At 34.0% G+C, this 16,982-nt stretch carries 18 protein-coding genes; 12 read left to right on the top strand and 6 right to left on the bottom strand.

The features are described 5' to 3' along the window. Positions 1 to 2: 2 nt before the first annotated feature. Positions 3 to 1,619 carry a SulP family inorganic anion transporter gene (locus AC1RPJ_RS01110; protein ID WP_481761141.1) on the top strand — a complete coding sequence of 539 codons (1,617 nt, stop codon included), beginning with the start codon at positions 3 to 5 and terminating at the stop codon, positions 1,617 to 1,619. 397 nt (positions 1,620 to 2,016) lie between these two features. Next, positions 2,017 to 3,387: a Na+/H+ antiporter NhaC gene (nhaC, locus tag AC1RPJ_RS01115; RefSeq protein WP_481760963.1), complete on the top strand. Its 1,371-nt coding sequence runs from the start codon at positions 2,017 to 2,019 to the stop codon at positions 3,385 to 3,387. A gap of 49 nt (positions 3,388 to 3,436) precedes the next feature. On the opposite strand, the gene AC1RPJ_RS01120 is transcribed toward nhaC, so the two are convergent. Next, complete coding sequence (locus AC1RPJ_RS01120) at positions 3,437 to 4,618, bottom strand: MFS transporter (protein WP_481760962.1); 1,182 nt, start codon at positions 4,616 to 4,618, stop codon at positions 3,437 to 3,439. A gap of 129 nt (positions 4,619 to 4,747) precedes the next feature. On the opposite strand from AC1RPJ_RS01120, the gene AC1RPJ_RS01125 reads away from it, so the two are divergent. The 4 genes from AC1RPJ_RS01125 to AC1RPJ_RS01140 all read left to right on the top strand — a co-directional run bounded on the left by AC1RPJ_RS01125 (position 4,748) and on the right by AC1RPJ_RS01140 (position 7,318). Beyond that, a complete protein-coding gene (locus AC1RPJ_RS01125) occupies positions 4,748 to 5,113 on the top strand; it encodes a winged helix-turn-helix transcriptional regulator (protein WP_409021715.1) in 366 nt (121 codons plus the stop codon). 139 nt (positions 5,114 to 5,252) lie between these two features. Next, entirely contained in the window at positions 5,253 to 5,990 is a 738-nt protein-coding gene (locus tag AC1RPJ_RS01130; protein ID WP_481760961.1) for a TerC family protein, read from the top strand. 18 nt (positions 5,991 to 6,008) lie between these two features. Then, positions 6,009 to 6,338, top strand: coding sequence for a thioredoxin (trxA, locus tag AC1RPJ_RS01135; protein WP_481760960.1), 330 nt, complete (start codon positions 6,009 to 6,011; stop codon positions 6,336 to 6,338). A gap of 113 nt (positions 6,339 to 6,451) precedes the next feature. Further along, entirely contained in the window at positions 6,452 to 7,318 is an 867-nt protein-coding gene (locus tag AC1RPJ_RS01140; protein ID WP_481760959.1) for an NAD(P)-dependent oxidoreductase, read from the top strand. A gap of 48 nt (positions 7,319 to 7,366) precedes the next feature. Here AC1RPJ_RS01140 and AC1RPJ_RS01145 read toward each other — a convergent pair whose 3' ends face one another. Then, positions 7,367 to 8,113 carry a hypothetical protein gene (locus tag AC1RPJ_RS01145; protein ID WP_481760958.1) on the bottom strand — a complete coding sequence of 249 codons (747 nt, stop codon included), beginning with the start codon at positions 8,111 to 8,113 and terminating at the stop codon, positions 7,367 to 7,369. 337 nt (positions 8,114 to 8,450) lie between these two features. Between AC1RPJ_RS01145 and AC1RPJ_RS01150 the strand changes: the two genes are divergently transcribed. From AC1RPJ_RS01150 to AC1RPJ_RS01175, 6 genes are all read left to right on the top strand, one after another. Beyond that, positions 8,451 to 9,539, top strand: a complete 1,089-nt coding sequence (locus AC1RPJ_RS01150) for a DUF871 domain-containing protein (RefSeq protein ID WP_481760957.1) — start codon at positions 8,451 to 8,453, stop codon at positions 9,537 to 9,539. Between the two features lie 108 nt (positions 9,540 to 9,647). Then, positions 9,648 to 10,043 (top strand): fluoride efflux transporter CrcB, encoded by a 396-nt coding sequence (gene crcB / locus AC1RPJ_RS01155; protein WP_481760956.1) that lies wholly within the window; start codon positions 9,648 to 9,650, stop codon positions 10,041 to 10,043. Beyond that, positions 10,040 to 10,402: a fluoride efflux transporter CrcB gene (gene crcB, locus AC1RPJ_RS01160; RefSeq protein WP_481760955.1), complete on the top strand. Its 363-nt coding sequence runs from the start codon at positions 10,040 to 10,042 to the stop codon at positions 10,400 to 10,402. Before crcB (AC1RPJ_RS01155) ends, crcB (AC1RPJ_RS01160) begins: the two co-directional genes overlap by 4 nt. 56 nt (positions 10,403 to 10,458) lie before the next feature. Then, on the top strand, positions 10,459 to 11,328 hold the full coding sequence (locus AC1RPJ_RS01165) for a DegV family protein (protein ID WP_481760954.1): 870 nt from the start codon (positions 10,459 to 10,461) through the stop codon (positions 11,326 to 11,328). Positions 11,329 to 11,483: 155 nt separating this feature from the next. Beyond that, the gene (locus AC1RPJ_RS01170) at positions 11,484 to 12,938 is read left to right on the top strand and encodes an ABC transporter permease (RefSeq protein ID WP_481760953.1); all 1,455 of its coding nucleotides are present in this window, start codon (positions 11,484 to 11,486) and stop codon (positions 12,936 to 12,938) included. Between the two features lie 21 nt (positions 12,939 to 12,959). After that, entirely contained in the window at positions 12,960 to 13,619 is a 660-nt protein-coding gene (locus AC1RPJ_RS01175) for an ABC transporter ATP-binding protein (RefSeq protein ID WP_481760952.1), read from the top strand. A gap of 63 nt (positions 13,620 to 13,682) precedes the next feature. On the opposite strand, the gene AC1RPJ_RS01180 is transcribed toward AC1RPJ_RS01175, so the two are convergent. From AC1RPJ_RS01180 to AC1RPJ_RS01195, 4 genes are all read right to left on the bottom strand, one after another. After that, positions 13,683 to 14,441: an ABC transporter permease gene (locus AC1RPJ_RS01180; protein WP_481760951.1), complete on the bottom strand. Its 759-nt coding sequence runs from the start codon at positions 14,439 to 14,441 to the stop codon at positions 13,683 to 13,685. Further along, complete coding sequence (locus AC1RPJ_RS01185) at positions 14,434 to 15,090, bottom strand: ABC transporter ATP-binding protein (RefSeq protein WP_481760950.1); 657 nt, start codon at positions 15,088 to 15,090, stop codon at positions 14,434 to 14,436. Before AC1RPJ_RS01185 ends, AC1RPJ_RS01180 begins: the two co-directional genes overlap by 8 nt. Before the next feature lie 152 nt (positions 15,091 to 15,242). Further along, entirely contained in the window at positions 15,243 to 15,590 is a 348-nt protein-coding gene (locus AC1RPJ_RS01190) for a VOC family protein (RefSeq protein WP_481760949.1), read from the bottom strand. A gap of 19 nt (positions 15,591 to 15,609) precedes the next feature. Beyond that, positions 15,610 to 16,935: an MATE family efflux transporter gene (locus tag AC1RPJ_RS01195; protein WP_481760948.1), complete on the bottom strand. Its 1,326-nt coding sequence runs from the start codon at positions 16,933 to 16,935 to the stop codon at positions 15,610 to 15,612. Between the last annotated feature and the right edge of the window lie 47 nt (positions 16,936 to 16,982).

The following is a 16,982-nucleotide window of genomic DNA, read 5'->3' on the forward strand; positions in this document are numbered from 1 at the left end:
TGATGATATCAAATTATATTTCAATATTAAAAAACGAGTTTAAAGGTTATAATGCAACAAAATTAGCTAAAGATTTTATGGCAGGTTTAACGGTAGCTGCAGTTGCTATTCCGTTAGCCTTGGCATTTGGTGTCTCAAGTGGGGCAACAGCTGCTGCTGGGTTAATCACAGCCATTGTTGCTGGGATTTTGATAAGTACCTTATCTGGGGCATATTATCAAATATCAGGACCAACTGGAGCGATGGCCGCAGTATTAATGGGTGTTATTGCACAATATGGATTAAAAGGGGTTTTTATTGCTACATTGATTGCCGGAGTGATTTTATTGTTAGCCGGTATATTTAAATTAGGCGTTTTAACGACTTTTATTCCTGCCCCTGTTATTACAGGATTTACATCAGGAATTTCAATTATTATTGCTTTCGGGCAATTAGATAATTTTTTTGGTACGCATTCAAACGGAAGTAGTTTAATTGAAAAAATTGGTAGTTATCCTAGCTTAGGTTTTCAACCTAAGTTGGCAACGACTTTGATGGCAATTTTAGTTGTTATTGCACTTTTTATTTTTCCAAAAAAATGGAATAAAGTTATTCCTGCATCGTTGATTGCAATTATTGTTACTACGGCAATTACAATGATATTTAAATTAGATGTCGCAACAGTTGGCGAGATTCCAACAAGTGTTATCAGTGATGATAGATTACATTTAGGTGCATTAAATCTTCAAACAGTTAAAAATCTAATTATTCCTGGCGCAAGTATTGCTTTACTGGGAATGATTGAAAGTTTATTATGCGGGGCATCTGCTGGTCGCATGACAGGTAAAACCTTAGATAGTAATCAAGAATTAATCGCTCAAGGTATTGGAAATATGATTTTACCATTTTTTGGTGGTATTCCAGCAACGGCTGCGATTGCTAGAACGAGTGTAGCAATTAAATCAGGTGCACAGACGCGATTGACAGGCGTTTTCCATGCACTTGCGTTATTAGTTTCAATGCTTTTATTGGCACCAATCATGTCACAGATTCCTTTATCGGCATTAGCTGGCGTGTTAGTTGTGACTTCATGGCGGATGAACGAATGGTCAGCTATCAAGTATCTCTTTAAAAATAAATTTAAAAGTGCTTTAATTCTATTTTTCTTAACATTAATAAGTACCGTTATTTTTGATTTGAGTACGGCGATTATGGCCGGTGTTTTAGTCGGGATCGTTATTTTTGTGGCTAAGAGTTCTATTTTAGATGTTGTTGTTGAAGATGTTGATTTAAGCAAAGTCGAAACAACACAAGATAGATTAAAAGATGATTGGGCAGTTGTCTACATCACTGGACCACTATTTTTCATGTCTGCGGATCGATTAGATAAGGCACTACAGCCACTTCATGAACGAGATTTAGTTATCTTTTCATTGCGAGGCGTACCATCAATTGATAATACAGCAATGGCTGTTATTCAGGATTTCTATAGTGATGCTCAGACTAAAAATCATGAAGTGATTTTTTCTTCAGTTCAACCAAATGTAATGAGAATGTTTGAACGATCTGGCTTTAAAGATGTGGCTGGGGAAGAAGCCTTTTATTTCTCAGTTGATCGTGTTCTAAAGGAAATACTATAAGATGTACATTATTGACAAGGATATTTAGGCATGTTAAGATTCATTCAACTTAATAAATAAAAGTTAACACATAAGTAGTCATTTATCTGGGAGTCAGAAAGTTGGTGGTTGATGCGAACCAATCAGGATAAATTAACCAAATACGTTAACGTTATTTTAAACATCGGATAAATATCTAGAACCGTTATCATCTAGTGAGTGAGAATTTGGGTTCTCAATTAAACTGGGTGGTACCACGGCTAGAGTCGTCCCTGATACAATATTTAATATTGTATCAGGGACTTTTTTTGTCCAGAAAAGGAGTGTTAAAAATGAAAAATATAAATTGGGGTCAGTTTCGATATCAAACTTTTCATGATAAATACTAGAATCGACTAAAAAATAGGAGTGTTTACTAATGAAAAATAAATTATCGTTTACAGAAGCAGCAAGTGTTTTAGTAGTAATGTTGATTATTATGGGATTTGGTGTAATTAAGTTTGGGTTATCACCTCAAACACCAGTTATGTTAGTGATTGGGTTGTTAATTTTATGGGCTAGAATTCGTCATTTTTCATGGGATGAGATTCACGCGGGTATCAAGGATGGAATGAGTACAGGGTTAATTCCCATCTTTATTTTTATTTTGATTGGCTCATTGATTGCGACTTGGATTGCGGCAGGAATTATTCCAACCTTAATGATTTGGGGATTTAATCTGATTAGTGTTCAATTCTTTGTGCCTTCCGTTTTTATTGTCTGTGCTATTATCGGATTATCAATTGGGAGTGCCTTCACTTTAATTTCAACTGTGGGTATCGCACTATTCGGTATGGGGATGACGATGGGGGTTAATCCTGCACTAGTGGCAGGAGCAATTATTTCAGGTGCTATCTTTGGGGATAAAATGTCTCCCTTATCAGATTCAACGAACTTAGCAGCTGCCATTGGAGAATCTGATTTATTTAAACATATTAAAAATATGATGTGGACAACAATTCCTGCTTTTGTAGGATCTTTAATTTTATATTTCATTTTGGGAAGTGGTAGTATGGCAGCAAATATGGATAAAATCAATCATACGATTTCAATTTTATCTAGTCACTTTTCAATCACAGCTTGGGCGGCATTACCAATTATCTTAATGTTTGTCTGTGCCTGGTTAAAAATTCCAGCTATTCCAACGTTATTTATCAATATTGGTGTATCGTTAGTTATGTTATTTATTCAAAAACCATTTACGAGTTTACAAGATGTTGCGGCGTTGATTCAGTCAGGATTTGTTTCTAAAACTGGAGATGCAAATGTGGATATGCTGTTAACACGAGGTGGCGTTTCAAGTATGATGGGAACCGTGTCATTAATAATTTTAACTTTAACGTTAGGCGGCTTACTAATGAACTTCAATATTATTGAAGTCGTTATGGAACCTTTAGTTAAACGTTTAAATTCATCTGGTAAATTAATTACGGCAACTATTTTTGCTGGAATTGGAGTTAATTTATTTGTTGGAGAACAATACTTATCAGTTATTTTACCTGGAAAAGCGTTTAAACCCGCTTTTGATAAATCAAAATTAGATAATTTAGCCTTAAGTCGTGCACTTGAAGATGGCGGAACAGTGATTAATTACTTAATCCCTTGGGGTGTAGCTGGTGCGTTTGCAGCAAGCACGTTGGGAGTTCCAACGCTAGACTACTTACCATTTGCGTTCTTTAGCTTACTATCGCCTGTCTTTTCAATCATTAGTGGTTGGACGGGAATCGGGTTACGTGCAAAGAGAGCCTAATAAAAACGGGTCACAATGAATTTTATATTCGTTGTGACCCGTTTTTTTGTTATTTCTCATTCTTATTGAGTGTAATTAAGTACATTGTCATGAAGATGGCGATTAAAACCATGACTGTCCCAAAAAGTGGCGTCATACCTAATCCGAGATTAGAAACAACTTGTCCACCAATTAAAGAGCCTAACGTAATGCCAATATTGAAAGCAGAAATATTTAGCGACGATGCTAAAGTAATATCTTTAGGGGTATATTTTTCAGCTAATTGAACAACGTATAGTTGTAATCCTGGAACATTCATAAAGGCGAATAGTCCTAAGGCCATAACGGTTAATAAACCTAGAATTGACATTTTAGCAGTAAAGAAAAGGATAAATAAGACGACTGCAAGTCCGATAAACATTTTTAATAATGCTTGGAGCGGATTATGGTTTGCTAAACGGCCGCCAATCGTATTTCCAAGGGCAACCATCAATCCGTAGACGATTAAAATGATAACAACAGCACTTTCACTGTAACCCATTGAAGTTTCTAAGAGTGGCGTAATATACGTATAAACAACGAATGTCCCACCGTAACCTAAGGCGGTTAATGATAACGTAATCAATAGATATTTGTTCTTAAGGACACGGATAAAACCATGCGCATCAGATTTTCCAGGAATTGGTAAACCATTTGGTACGAGGAAAAAGTTGGCGATTAAACCAATTAGTCCAATGATACTAATAAAAATAAATGATCCATGCCAACTAGTATGTTGACCAATAAATGTACCTAAAGGAACACCGGTTACAGTTGCAACGGTTAAACCAGTAAACATGACTGAAATAGCACTAGCACGTTTTGAAGGTTCAACAACATCAGCCGCAATAACGGAAGCGATTGTCATGAATATACCGTGAGACAATGCAGAAATAATTCGACCAATTAATAAAATTGAAAAAGTTGGTGCAAATGCTGCAACTAAATTACCAACGATAAATAACGCCATGATACTTAAGAGTAATTTTTTTCGATCAAATTGGCCAGTTAAAATAGTTAGAACGGGTGCACCTATTGTGACACCGAATGCATATAATGAAACGCTAAGTCCTGCCTGACTTAATGAAATACCAAAATCTTTGACTAATAAGGGGATGAGCCCAACGCTAATAAATTCTGTTGATCCGATTGCGAAAGCACTAATAGCCAATGCTAAGAGTGTTAGGGATGGTGATATTTTTGGTTTTTCCATAAGTTTGTAAAGCCTCCTTGATTTTTGTTGGAATAATGCTACAATTTATGATTATACGTGTACGCAACAATAAGACAATAACGTACTAAAAAGTGCTATAGGAACTTTTTAGTGCCTATAGGAGGAAGAATGGAAGATAAAACATATAATATTGGTGTTGAAGCGACTTTAGAAGTCATTGGCGGAAAATGGAAAACAATTATTTTATGCCATTTACGTGGTGGAAAAAGAAGAACTAGTGAGCTGAAACGTGCAATTCCGAAAATAACCCAAAAAATGTTAACGCAACAATTACGTGAATTGGAAGCCGATGGGATTATCTCTAGACATATCTATGAACAGGTACCACCAAAAGTAGATTATCAATTGACTGAATATGGTGAGTCTTTGAGTACTATATTAAATAAATTGTGTGTTTGGGGCGAAAAACATGTTGATCGGTTAAATGAGCAAGACCAACATGTTGTTTTAATGAATCGAGATAAAGTGTCATAACTGTCATTATTGATTGCTATTCGAGAAATGTAGCTGGCAGTTACTGTTGTTCATATGTTATGGCATAATCTGGTAATTGCTGTATAATAATCATTTACAGTTATTTATAAAAATTATTGAAAGAAAGTATGAGAATTAAATGTTAGCAAACTTATATGGACCATTTTTTGATCTAAACAATTGGAAAACAGTTGTCGAATCAAGTAGTGATTGGATAATTATCCTATCATTAGCAGTAATCGAATGCTTATTATCAGTGGATAACGCAATTGTATTAGCTGCACAAACACAAAAATTACCAAGTAAAAAAGAACAAGAAAAAGCATTATTTTACGGATTATGGGGTGCATATATTTTCCGGTTCATCATTATTGGAATTGGAACATTTTTAATTGATTTCTGGGAAATTAAAGTAATTGGCGCTGGGTATCTTATTTACCTATCAGCCCATTATTTCTTTTCAAAAATTAAAACGCCAAAACCTAAATCAGAGAAAAAAAGTAATGGACGAAAAGGTCCATTCTCATTGTTTTGGTCAGTTGTTATTTCAATTGAGATGATGGATATTGTTTTTTCAATTGATTCTGTCTTAGCATCGTTAGCAATTTCGACAAATCCAGTCATTGTTTTAATCGGTGGGATGTTTGGAATTTTAGCCATGCGTGGGATTGCGACATTGATTATGAAGTTGATGAAGGTTGTTCCGGAGTTAGAATCAATGGCTTACTTGCTAATCGCATTAATTGCGGTGAAGTTATTCCTTTCTATCCCTCAAATTGGTATCGAAGTTTCAGCAGTACTTTTTGCTGGAATTGTTTTTGGGGCTATTATATTAACGACTTTAATTCATATGTATAATATTCAGAATAAAAAATAACGAAACGAAGGCGATAAAATGGTCACAAAAGTAACAGATAAAACGCTCGCGGAACATACAGATTCCGGATTAACAATTGTTGATTTATGGGCTCCTTGGTGTGGTCCATGTCGTATGATGGAACCTGTTATTGATGAATTAGAACAAGAATTCAAAGATGATATGCAATTTGTAAAGTTGAATATTGATGAAAATAAAGAAACAGCATTGGAATATGATGTCATGAGTATTCCGAGTTTTCTATTATTTAAAGATGGCAAAGCAATTGAAAAAGTTGTTGGTTATCATGATAAGAGTAAATTTTCAAAGTATTTAAGTGAAAAAGTTGCTCAAAATAAAGCAGTATAAATAAAATCCCACTACAAATTTTGTAGTGGGATTTTATTTTAGGCTTAACTATTATTAATGGCAGTCGTAACCTTAAAGGTGCATACTAAAGAAAATTATAAAAGGAGATTATTATGAAAAAAATTGGGTTTATTGGAACGGGCGTTATGGGCTCAGCAATTGTTAGTTATTTATTGAAAGCGAACTATGAAGTAACCGTGTTTAATCGAACCAAATCAAAGACAGATGACTTAGTTAGCCAAGGGGCAATATGGGCTGATTCGCCACAATTGGTTGCGGCTAAAAGTGATATTATCTTCTCGATGGTTGGTTTTCCTGCAGATGTAGAAGCAATATATTTTGAAGAAAATGGTATTTTTGCTGGTGCTAAAAAAGGCGCAATTGTAGTTGATATGACAACAAGTACACCAACACTAGCGAAAAAAATTGGTGATTACGCGGAAACTCATGAGTTGTTTGCGTTAGATGCACCTGTTTCTGGTGGTGATATTGGTGCAAAGAATGCGAAGCTAACAATTATGGTTGGTGGACACAGTGATGTATATGAACAAGTGAAACCTATTTTTGAAAAGATGGGAACAACAATTGCCTTGTTTGGTGGTTATGGATCAGGCCAACATGTAAAAATGGCTAATCAAATTATGATTGCTGGAACAATGACCGGAATGACTGAGCTGTTAGTTTACGCTAAGGCAGCAAACTTAGACTTGGAAAGTGTCATTAAAACAGTTGGCGGGGGAAGTGCAGCAAATTGGAGTTTAGACAATTATGCGCCCCGAGTTTTAAGTGATGACTATACACCAGGATTCTTTGCAAAACATTTTCTTAAAGATTTGCGTATTGCATTAGACGAAGCAGAAAAAATGAATATTAATCTACCCGCAACAAAAGAAGCTAAAGTACTATATGAAAAATTAGTTGATGAAGATGGATTAGGTAATGACGGTACACAAGCATTAGTTAAATTGTGGTGGAAATAAATAAGTCGATACAACTAATAAATAAGACCATTTCAATATGAGATAGTCTTATTTATTTTTGATGATTTTAACCAGCCAATTTGTAATAAGTAATAAAAACAGCATCAAAATAGTAATTAGACCAATAGATAAGGCAAATTTTGATAGTAGAGTCATCATTAAAGTCTGGTGATTAAATAGAGTTAAGAAATAATAAAAGATAATGATTAAAAGTGCTAATAAACTGAATCCAAGACCAAATCCTTTTCTATCTGCTGAGCTTAAATCAAAACCACCAATTGTAATAGATGTTGTGATTAACAACCACAGGATAAGTCTTAATGACCAAGATTGAAATAACGAGGTGAATAGGTTAAATAACGATTGAGTATTAAATGCTTGGTTAACTAGCATTGTTGATAGTAGATTAAAAGAGTGAGGTAGCAGTAGAATAAAAAGGCCAATAATTACGATTGAACAGCCAATGATGGGCGCAATACCGGCCATTGCTTGTCCAATTTTACCACGCATATTTTTAGGTGAGCTATAACGAACGAATCCAAGTGAGTTATCACCAATTTCGGGATGTGGACGTTTAATTAATTTAACTTCAATGGCGTGAAATCCAAATAAAAAAGCCATTATAGCATGACTTGCTTCATGGATAATAATACCCAATGAACCCAAGTATAATTGTTGATTTAATGATAATTGTTTTTTTGTATTACTGTTCACAGCTGTTAGTAAAAAAGCAGCTACAAGAAGTGGTATAACACTAAGAAAAATCAATGTTATTAGCGTATAAATGGTTTGCATCCTTAAGACCTCCTTCGTGATTAAAATATTAGCACGATTCTTAATATTTAGAAACAAAAAAGAGACTGCTGGGAAGGCAGTCTCTAGGGAGTAAGTTGTAGAGCTAATAAATTAGCTCTCTCTCTCATTACTTTGGAGGAGAAATGAAAAAGTATAAAGGTTAGTTATTTATGTTGTTTTGGGATAAGTTCAATATACAACATGAACCTTAAAATAACCTTAACATTAAGAAAAAATTTAAAAATAATCAAAAGTTTTTTTGGAATGCGCTTTCAATTACATTATATGTCCTTTATAATATTGGTATAGACCTTAATAATATTTAGGAGGAATAATAATGGGAAAATTAGGTATTTCAATTTATCCAGAACGATCAAATTATAATGATGATACAGCATATTTAGATTTGGCATGTAAATACGGGTATAAAAGAGTCTTTACGAGTTTACTCCAAGTGACAGATGGTAAAGATAAGGTATTATCAGAATTTAAAAAGACAGTTGCTTACGCAAATAAACTTGGTATGGAAGTAATGGTTGATATCAATCCTGATTTATTTGAACAACTAAATATTAGTTATCAAGATTTAAAATTCTTTGACGATATGGGTGCATATGGTGTTCGATTAGATTTAGGATTTACAGGTGCAGAAGAAGCAGCAATGACACGCAATCCATATGACTTAAAAATAGAAATAAATATGAGTTCTGGGACTAACTATGTGGATAACATTATGAGTTATTCACCAAAAAGAGAGAACTTATTAGGTTCACATAATTTTTATCCACATGAATACACAGGATTAGAGTATAACTTTTTTGTAGCTTGCAGTGAGAAATTTAAAAAATACAATTTAAATACGGCAGCTTTTGTTAATGCTAAGTCAGCTACTTTTGGACCTTGGCCAACTGCTGATGGACTATGTACATTAGAGGATCATCGACATTTAGATATTGCCACACAAGTTAAACATATGGTGATGACAGATTTAATTGATGATGTGATTATCGCAAACGCGTACGCTTCAGAAAATGAATTAAAAGCAGCATCAGAAGCATTCAACGCCAATTATCCGACGATTAAAATTGAAACGGCAGATGATATTACTGAGGTTGAAAAAGTAGTATTATTTGATAATATTCATAGTTACCGCGGAGATCGTTCAGCGTATCTTTTACGTTCGACAATGACACGGGTTGTGTATAAAGATAAAGAATTTCCTGCACATAATACAAAATTAATTAAGCGTGGTGACGTCTTAATTGATAATGAAGGTTATGGACAATATAAAGGTGAAACACAAATTGCTTTAAAAGAAATGAAAAATGATGGTCGTGTAAATATTGTTGGGCATATTATAGATGATGAATTATTCTTACTCGATTTTTTGAAACCATGGAGTCAATTTAAACTAAGCCAAGATTAGCCTAAATGGATCACTAGATAATTTCTAGTGGTCCATTTTAATTTGGTATTAACTAGATAATTCGGTAAAATGAAGTAGTAAATGTAAAATTGATAAGAAGGTCATAAAATGAATTATATAATTGTTGCATTGTTTGCTTTTTTTGGTGGAATAAGTCGGTACTTACTTGGTTTAACGATTATTCAACCAAATGGATTCCCACTGGGGACATTAATGATTAATGTCGTAGGGTGCTTTATTTTGGCGTTCTTAGTTCAGTATATTGAAACAACCGAAAAAGTCCCAGATTGGTTAACTTTGGGGATAAAAACAGGTTTTATAGGTGCTTTTACAACGTTTTCAACATATAGTTTGGAAGCTGTAAAGTTAATAGAGACGCAACAATGGGGCTATGCACTCATCTATGTGTTAGTAACGATTATAGGTGGACTTTCCATGACATTACTTGGTTATTCATTAGGCAATCGGATTGGAGATTGGCGAATGGAGAGTGAACGTTCATGATGACACTATTAGTTGGGATTGGCGCTGCAATCGGTGCTATGTTAAGATATGGGATAACAAATTTAAGTAATCGATATCTAACTGATCAATTTCCAGTTGGAACGTTATTAATTAATCTGATAGGTAGTTTTATTTTAGGTCTTTTAACAGGAATTAATTTATCTAGTCCGATGTTAGTCTTACTTGGTACTGGAACAATGGGTGGTTTTACAACCTTTTCAACGTATAACTTTGAATTGGTTAAATTAATTAAAAGCCAAAAAATATCGTTATTCATGATTTATTTATTAGCTAGTTATATTGTTGGTGGCTTGATGACACTGTTAGGATTAGTTATTGGTCGCCAAATGGTTAGTTAAATTAAAGTATTCGAGCATAATGTGTGATAGGATAGTAAAAATAGGGATGTGAAATAATGAAAATTGCTGTATTAACGGATAGTTCAGCTTATCTTACAGATGAGATTGTTGAACAATTAGATATTAAAGTAGTAAATAACCCAGTATTATTTGGAAATCATGTCTATCATGAAAATGCCGATTTAACGGCAACTCAATTTTATCAATTATTAAAAACAGAAGATGTTTTACCAACAACTTCCCAGGTATCGATGGGTGAAATGGAAGAAAAATTTAAGGCACTTGCTGCTGAAGGCTATACAGATGTTATTTGTATCCATTTATCATCAGGTATTAGTGGATTAGTTGGTAATCTTGAAGCTTTCGCATCATCTGTTTCGGCCATCAATGTGCATGTTTTTGATTCGAAAATTGATTGCGCGGGGATGGGTAACATGGTTCAATTGGCTGCCACATTAGCTAATAAAGATAAAAACGTTATGGAAATACTTGAAAAGTTAGCCGAATTAAGAGAAACAACACGGGTTCTTTTTGTTGTTGATGATTTAAATCATTTAATGAGGACCGGTCGTTTATCAAATCATTCAGGTTTTGTTGGAAACATATTGAAAATTAAACCGATTTTAACTTTTGATAAAGAAGGTAAAATCGTTGCTATTGGTAAAGAACGCAAAATGAAAAATGCCTATTCTGAAATTAAAGCTCAATTCTCAGAAGCAACACGTTCACTTGATTATCCAGTTCAAATTAATTTAATTGATGCGAATAATCCGGAACTTCAAGCTGAATGGGGACAAGACTTGAGAACTAGTTTTCCTAAAATGAAATTTGAATCGGGTTATATTGGACCACTTGTCGGTGTTCACACAGGTGAAAAATGTTTAGGATTAATCTGGTCGAGAGATTGGAAAAGTCTAATAGATTAAATAAAGAAAACGGTTTTATTATGAATTATTATTCATAATAAAACTTTTTTTTGTATAACAAACGAAAATGTTCTGATAATATTCAAAAATAATTCATAATTATTAGCTATGCTTATTCTTATCAAATAATTTAAGAGAATATGGAGGTAATAAATATGAATTTTTTTAAACGTGCTTTATTAAATCTTAAAGCAAAAAAAGGACGATCTTTTTTACTTGTATTAGTTATGTCAGCTATTATGTTATTCGTTTTAGCAGGATTAATTATTCAAAATGCAGCAACAACTGCGGCAAATGATGCGAAGAAGAGTGCGGGTGCAACGGTGACATTATCAGCTAATCGAGATAAAGCTTTTAGCGAGATGAAAACTTCAAGCTCAAAAACCACTAAACCATCATTAAACTTAGCTGGGGTAACAGTCGCAACAGCTAAAAAAGTTGGTGCATTAAGCAATGTGAAGAGTTACAGTATCACCACTTCAACTACAGCTAATGCTTCTTCATTTGATGCCATTAAAACAACATCGACCTCAAGTCAAAGTGGTGGGATGGGCGGCAAGAAAATGGCAACTTCTGCAACAACGGGTGATATTTCTATTTCCGGTGTAAGTTCAACGGCTAGTGCACTAAATACTAGTGGTGCCAAAATTACAAAAGGTCGTGGTTTAAATTCGAGTGATTTAAATACTAAAAACGTTGTGATTGAATCAGAACTTGCTTCTACTAACCATATTTCTGTGGGCAATACAATTACAATGAAATCAACTGGTGGTACGAAGTATAAAGTTGAAGTTGTCGGTATTTATAAAGCTAGTTCAACTAGTTCTACAAGTATGGGTGGGCCAGGAGCTACTGATCCATCAAATACTATTTATACAGCTTACACATTTGCGAATACTTTAAAAGGTAGTAAGTATAAAGATACGGCCGATTCAGTTGTGTATACATTAAGTGATCCAGCCAAGTCAGAAACTTTCACAAAAGCAGCTAAGAAATTAATTAACACATCTAAATTTTCAATGTCAACAAACGATAGTACTTATCAATCAATGCTGACACCATTGAATAATGTTAAGAGTTTTGCCCAAAAAATTGTTCTATTAGTCGCAGTTGCAGGAACTATCATTCTTGCCTTAATTGTTATTTTAATGATTAGAGAACGTCGCTATGAAATTGGTGTCCTCCTATCATTAGGTGAAAAACGTTGGAAAGTTATTGCACAATTCTTTGTTGAAATGTTTATGGTTCTACTCGTGTCATTAGTTGTTGCCGGAATTGGTGGGAAATTCGTTGGTAATGCAGTAGGTGATCAATTGATAAGCCAACAAACAACGACATCTACAACAGCTACAACTTCAAATGATATGCAAGGTGGAGGCGGTGCGCCAAGTGGTACTAAAGGTGGACAATTTGGTGGAACAGATCCAAGTGGTATACCAGGGCAGTCAGCGACAACTAAATCTGAGAAATTAAAGAATCTAAGCACAACTGTAAGTATCAAAGATTTGGCAGAATTAGGTGGTATGGGTCTGGCAATTATCTTTATCTCGATTATGTTAGCATCGTTAGGTATTTTACGACTTGAACCCAAGAAAATTCTGATTTCATAAATAATAGAAAGGAGTGATTAAATGATTGAAATTAAAGATGTCGCGTATTGGTATGAAAATAAGGATAACCCCTTATTTGAAAAGGTTAATTTAACTTTTGAAAGAAGTAAATCATATGCAATTGTCGGTAGTAGTGGCTCAGGAAAAACAACATTTCTCTCACTAATTGCTGGTTTAGATAAACCAAAATCTGGAGAAATTATATATGAAGGTGAGGCAATCAATAAAATCGGATTAACTCATTATCGAAATAAAGATGTCTCGATTATCTTCCAATCCTATAATTTATTTACTTATATGTCAGCGTTGGAAAACTTAATGACTGCGATGGACATTACCGGAGCAACACATGCTGGTGATAAACAATATGCCTTTGATATGTTGAAAAAAGTTGGTATTGATGAGGATATGGCTAAGAAGAACGTTCAACATCTTTCTGGTGGGCAACAACAGCGAGTCGCTGTTGTCAGAACGATGTGTTGTGACGCACGATTAGTCGTAGCTGATGAACCGACCGGTAATTTGGATGAAGTTAATACGAAAGAAATTATTGAATTACTTCAAGATTTAGCTAAATCACAAGATAAATGTGTCATCATTGTAACGCATGAACCAGATGTTGCTAAAATGTGTGATACGCAATATGTATTGAAGGACCGTGAGTTTCAAGTTATAGAGTAAGAAATAGCCATATGTATAAGGAAAACTTATACATATGGCTATTTTAGTTGATTGATATTTAATTTATCGTAGTTGCTTCTTATCATTAAAAAATTGTTTATATGAAAGATAACAAACACTAATTGATGAGATACTTGTTGCTGAAAGTAACATGAAAGTGACCATGATTTGGTATTTAATCGCAAAGACAGGATCAACACCGGCGAAGATTAACCCAGACATCATTCCAGGTAAACTAACGATACCAACCGTTTTAGCTGAATCAATAGTAGGCGACATCCCTGTTTTGATACTTTCACGGATAATAGGGTATGCTGCTTGTTTGAGATCTGCACCGAGTGCTAGTTTTTCTAAAATCTGTTGGCGTTGATCACGGAAATTACTGTTAAGGTTACGGTAACAAAGACCAATCGCAACCATTGAATTACTAGCAATCATACCAGTAATTGGAATAATTTGTGAAGGAATAAATTTAAGCGTTCCAGCTAGTAGTAAAAGGCCAAGTGTAACGGACGTACTACAAAAAATGGCAATGAACGAAATACGAAAACTATGTGGAATTCCTGCGCTTTTTTTATGTGCACTATACGCAGCGTTAAAGAAAACAATGAACATCATAACTAAAGTTAGAATAATATTATTAATATTAAAGACGTACTTTAAAATGTATCCGACGATGACTAATTGGATAATTGCACGAATGACACTATAAATAATATCTTTTGCTAGGCCTAATTTTTCTTTATATACAATTCCTAGTGAGACAAGTACTAATGAAAAAGCGAAAACGAGAGAAAGATTATTAACGGCTAAATTATGCATGTCTAACCTCCGTTATTTTTCCGGCCTCGATATTAATTAATTGATCAGCCAGTTTTATTTCATTATCATCATGAGTAACAGCGATAATAGTGATTTTATTTGAGTCATTTAAACGATTAATTAATGCGTGTATAATGTTTTTACTTTCTGAATCTAAAGCACTTGTGATTTCATCAAGCAGTAAGATTTTGGGTAAAAAGATTAAATTACGAATTAAGGCAACACGTTGCTTCTCGCCACCAGATAGTTCATTTATTGATTTCTGAAGATAACTGCTGGGTAAGCCTACGGATTCTAATTCAGAAATGGCACGAGATTCATCGAAGTCTTGCTTACGAACGATATAAGGAAACTCCAGATTGTCTTTAACGGTTTCGCCGAATAAAACGGGGGTTTGGAAGCAATAAGAAACAATCCGACGATATTCGATTGGGTCATAACTGTCAATTGATTTTTCATTGAACTTAATATCACCAGATGTTCTTGAAATTAAACCAGCGATTAATTTCAAAACGGTACTTTTACCGCTTCCAGATGGACCGGTGATTGTTAAAAAGTCTCCAGGGTTTACTTGAAAAGAGATGTGGTTCAAGATTGATTGGTTACTAAGTTCTAGTGAAATATCTTGTAAATCAATAATAGGTTGCATAGTAGGACCGCCTTTCTGATATAACTCATTTTCAGATTACCATGTTTAGCTGTGGGAATAAAGAAAAGTATTTTAGAGAATCTAAGCATATAGATTTAAAAACCTAATAGTAGTAAAAAAGCTAACATCGCTTAGATGTTAGCTTAGTAAATCTATTTCTGATAACTAATTAATTCGATTATATGCTGATCTGGATCTGAAATTGTAATCGATTGTGCATTTTTAACATCTTGCTTTTCAATCGGGCCAGAGATAATAGTCACAAAATAATTTTTCAAGTGATTTTCCATAGCGGTCATTGAATCACTAACGACGAAACTAAGTGTCATTGGAATAACATTAGTTGATGGCTCAAAAATAATTTTTTGATGGCCAAAATGAACAGTAGGTAACTCACTATTTTCAATCATAGTCATATCAAAAACTTCATGATAAAAACGTAAACTTCTTTGGACATCAGTTACGGGAATTGTGATTGCTTCAAAACGTTTAACTTTCATAAAATAAGAAACCTTCTTTTTATTGTTTTTTAATTTGTTTATTAAAGAAACTGAATAGGAATACAGTACTGATGACGACAATGATTAATTCTGTGACGGGTAAAGCAACCCAAACACCAGTTAAGTTGAAGAAGTGGGCAAAAATAAATAATAAGCCTAGTAGTAAGACATAACCGCGCAAGATAGCTAGAATAAGTGCATGTTTGGGTTCGCCAATCGCTGAGAAAAACATGCTAAACACAACATTAAGGGATGATCCAAATAAGCTTAAGAAGTAGATTGGAATGCCTATTTCAGCATAATGGATTAACTCTTGGTTGTTACTATTATTGAATAATGCAATAATAGGATCTTTTTCAAAGGTCAATGTAAGGTATAAAATTGTGCCAATAATAAAACTAACAATTAACCCAAAACGTAATATTTGCTTAACTTCTGGCCAATTCCGAATTCCAAATTCTCGACTGAGTAAAGGCTGAATTCCTTGGGCAACACCATTAAAAAGTGATAAAGCGACTAAGACGATGTTTGCGATAATTCCATAGGCTGCGACAGCTGTATTTCCCGCTAAACTTAAAATGACAAGGTTGAAAGCAAAAATGCTGACACCTGTACTCATTTCAGTTAGAAAGACAGGGAACCCGAATTGAACAACTTTTTTTATTGTCTTAAAGTGAATAGACGTTCGTTGGAGCGTTAAAAGACGTCCTTCCTTTTTACGATGGAAGGTTAATATAGCTAAAGCAACAATTGGAGAAACAGCAGTTGCCATTGCAGCACCACCCATACCAAGATGTAATGGGTACATAAAAATATAATCAAAAATGATATTGAATAAACTAGATACTAACATGGCAACCATCGATAAATGTGGATTATTATCGTTTCGAATGAAACTTAAAACGAGATAATTACAAGCAAAGAATGGTGCAGCTAGCAAAATATAAGTTAGGTATTCAGCAGCTAATTTGTAAGTTCCTGCGTTTGCACCTAAAAAATAGAGTAAAGGTTTCATGAATAAAAAGCCTAAGACTGAGAAAGCTAGGCCGAAAATAATCCCAACAATTAAAACCTGTGTGAAAATTTTTTGACTCGCTTTTTGATCCTTAATCTTTAAAATAGAAAATAAAGTTGCACCACCAATTCCGAGTAACAACCCGACGCCATTTAATAAATTAAAGAGGGGTAATACAATATTTAAAGCCGCTAAACCAGTTGTTCCAACCGCATTAGCAATGAAATATGTATCTGCCAGAAGATACACAGATAAACCTAAAGTACTTAAAACGTTCCGTGTGACGTAACCTGAAAGTTCACGACGGATAGAAACCGTTTGATTATTCATTTTGAGCTCCTTATCGGTACCTATTTTTTATAATCTTATAATAATGG

Source organism: Dellaglioa sp. CoH-57-MRSF-17, assembly GCF_056782015.1.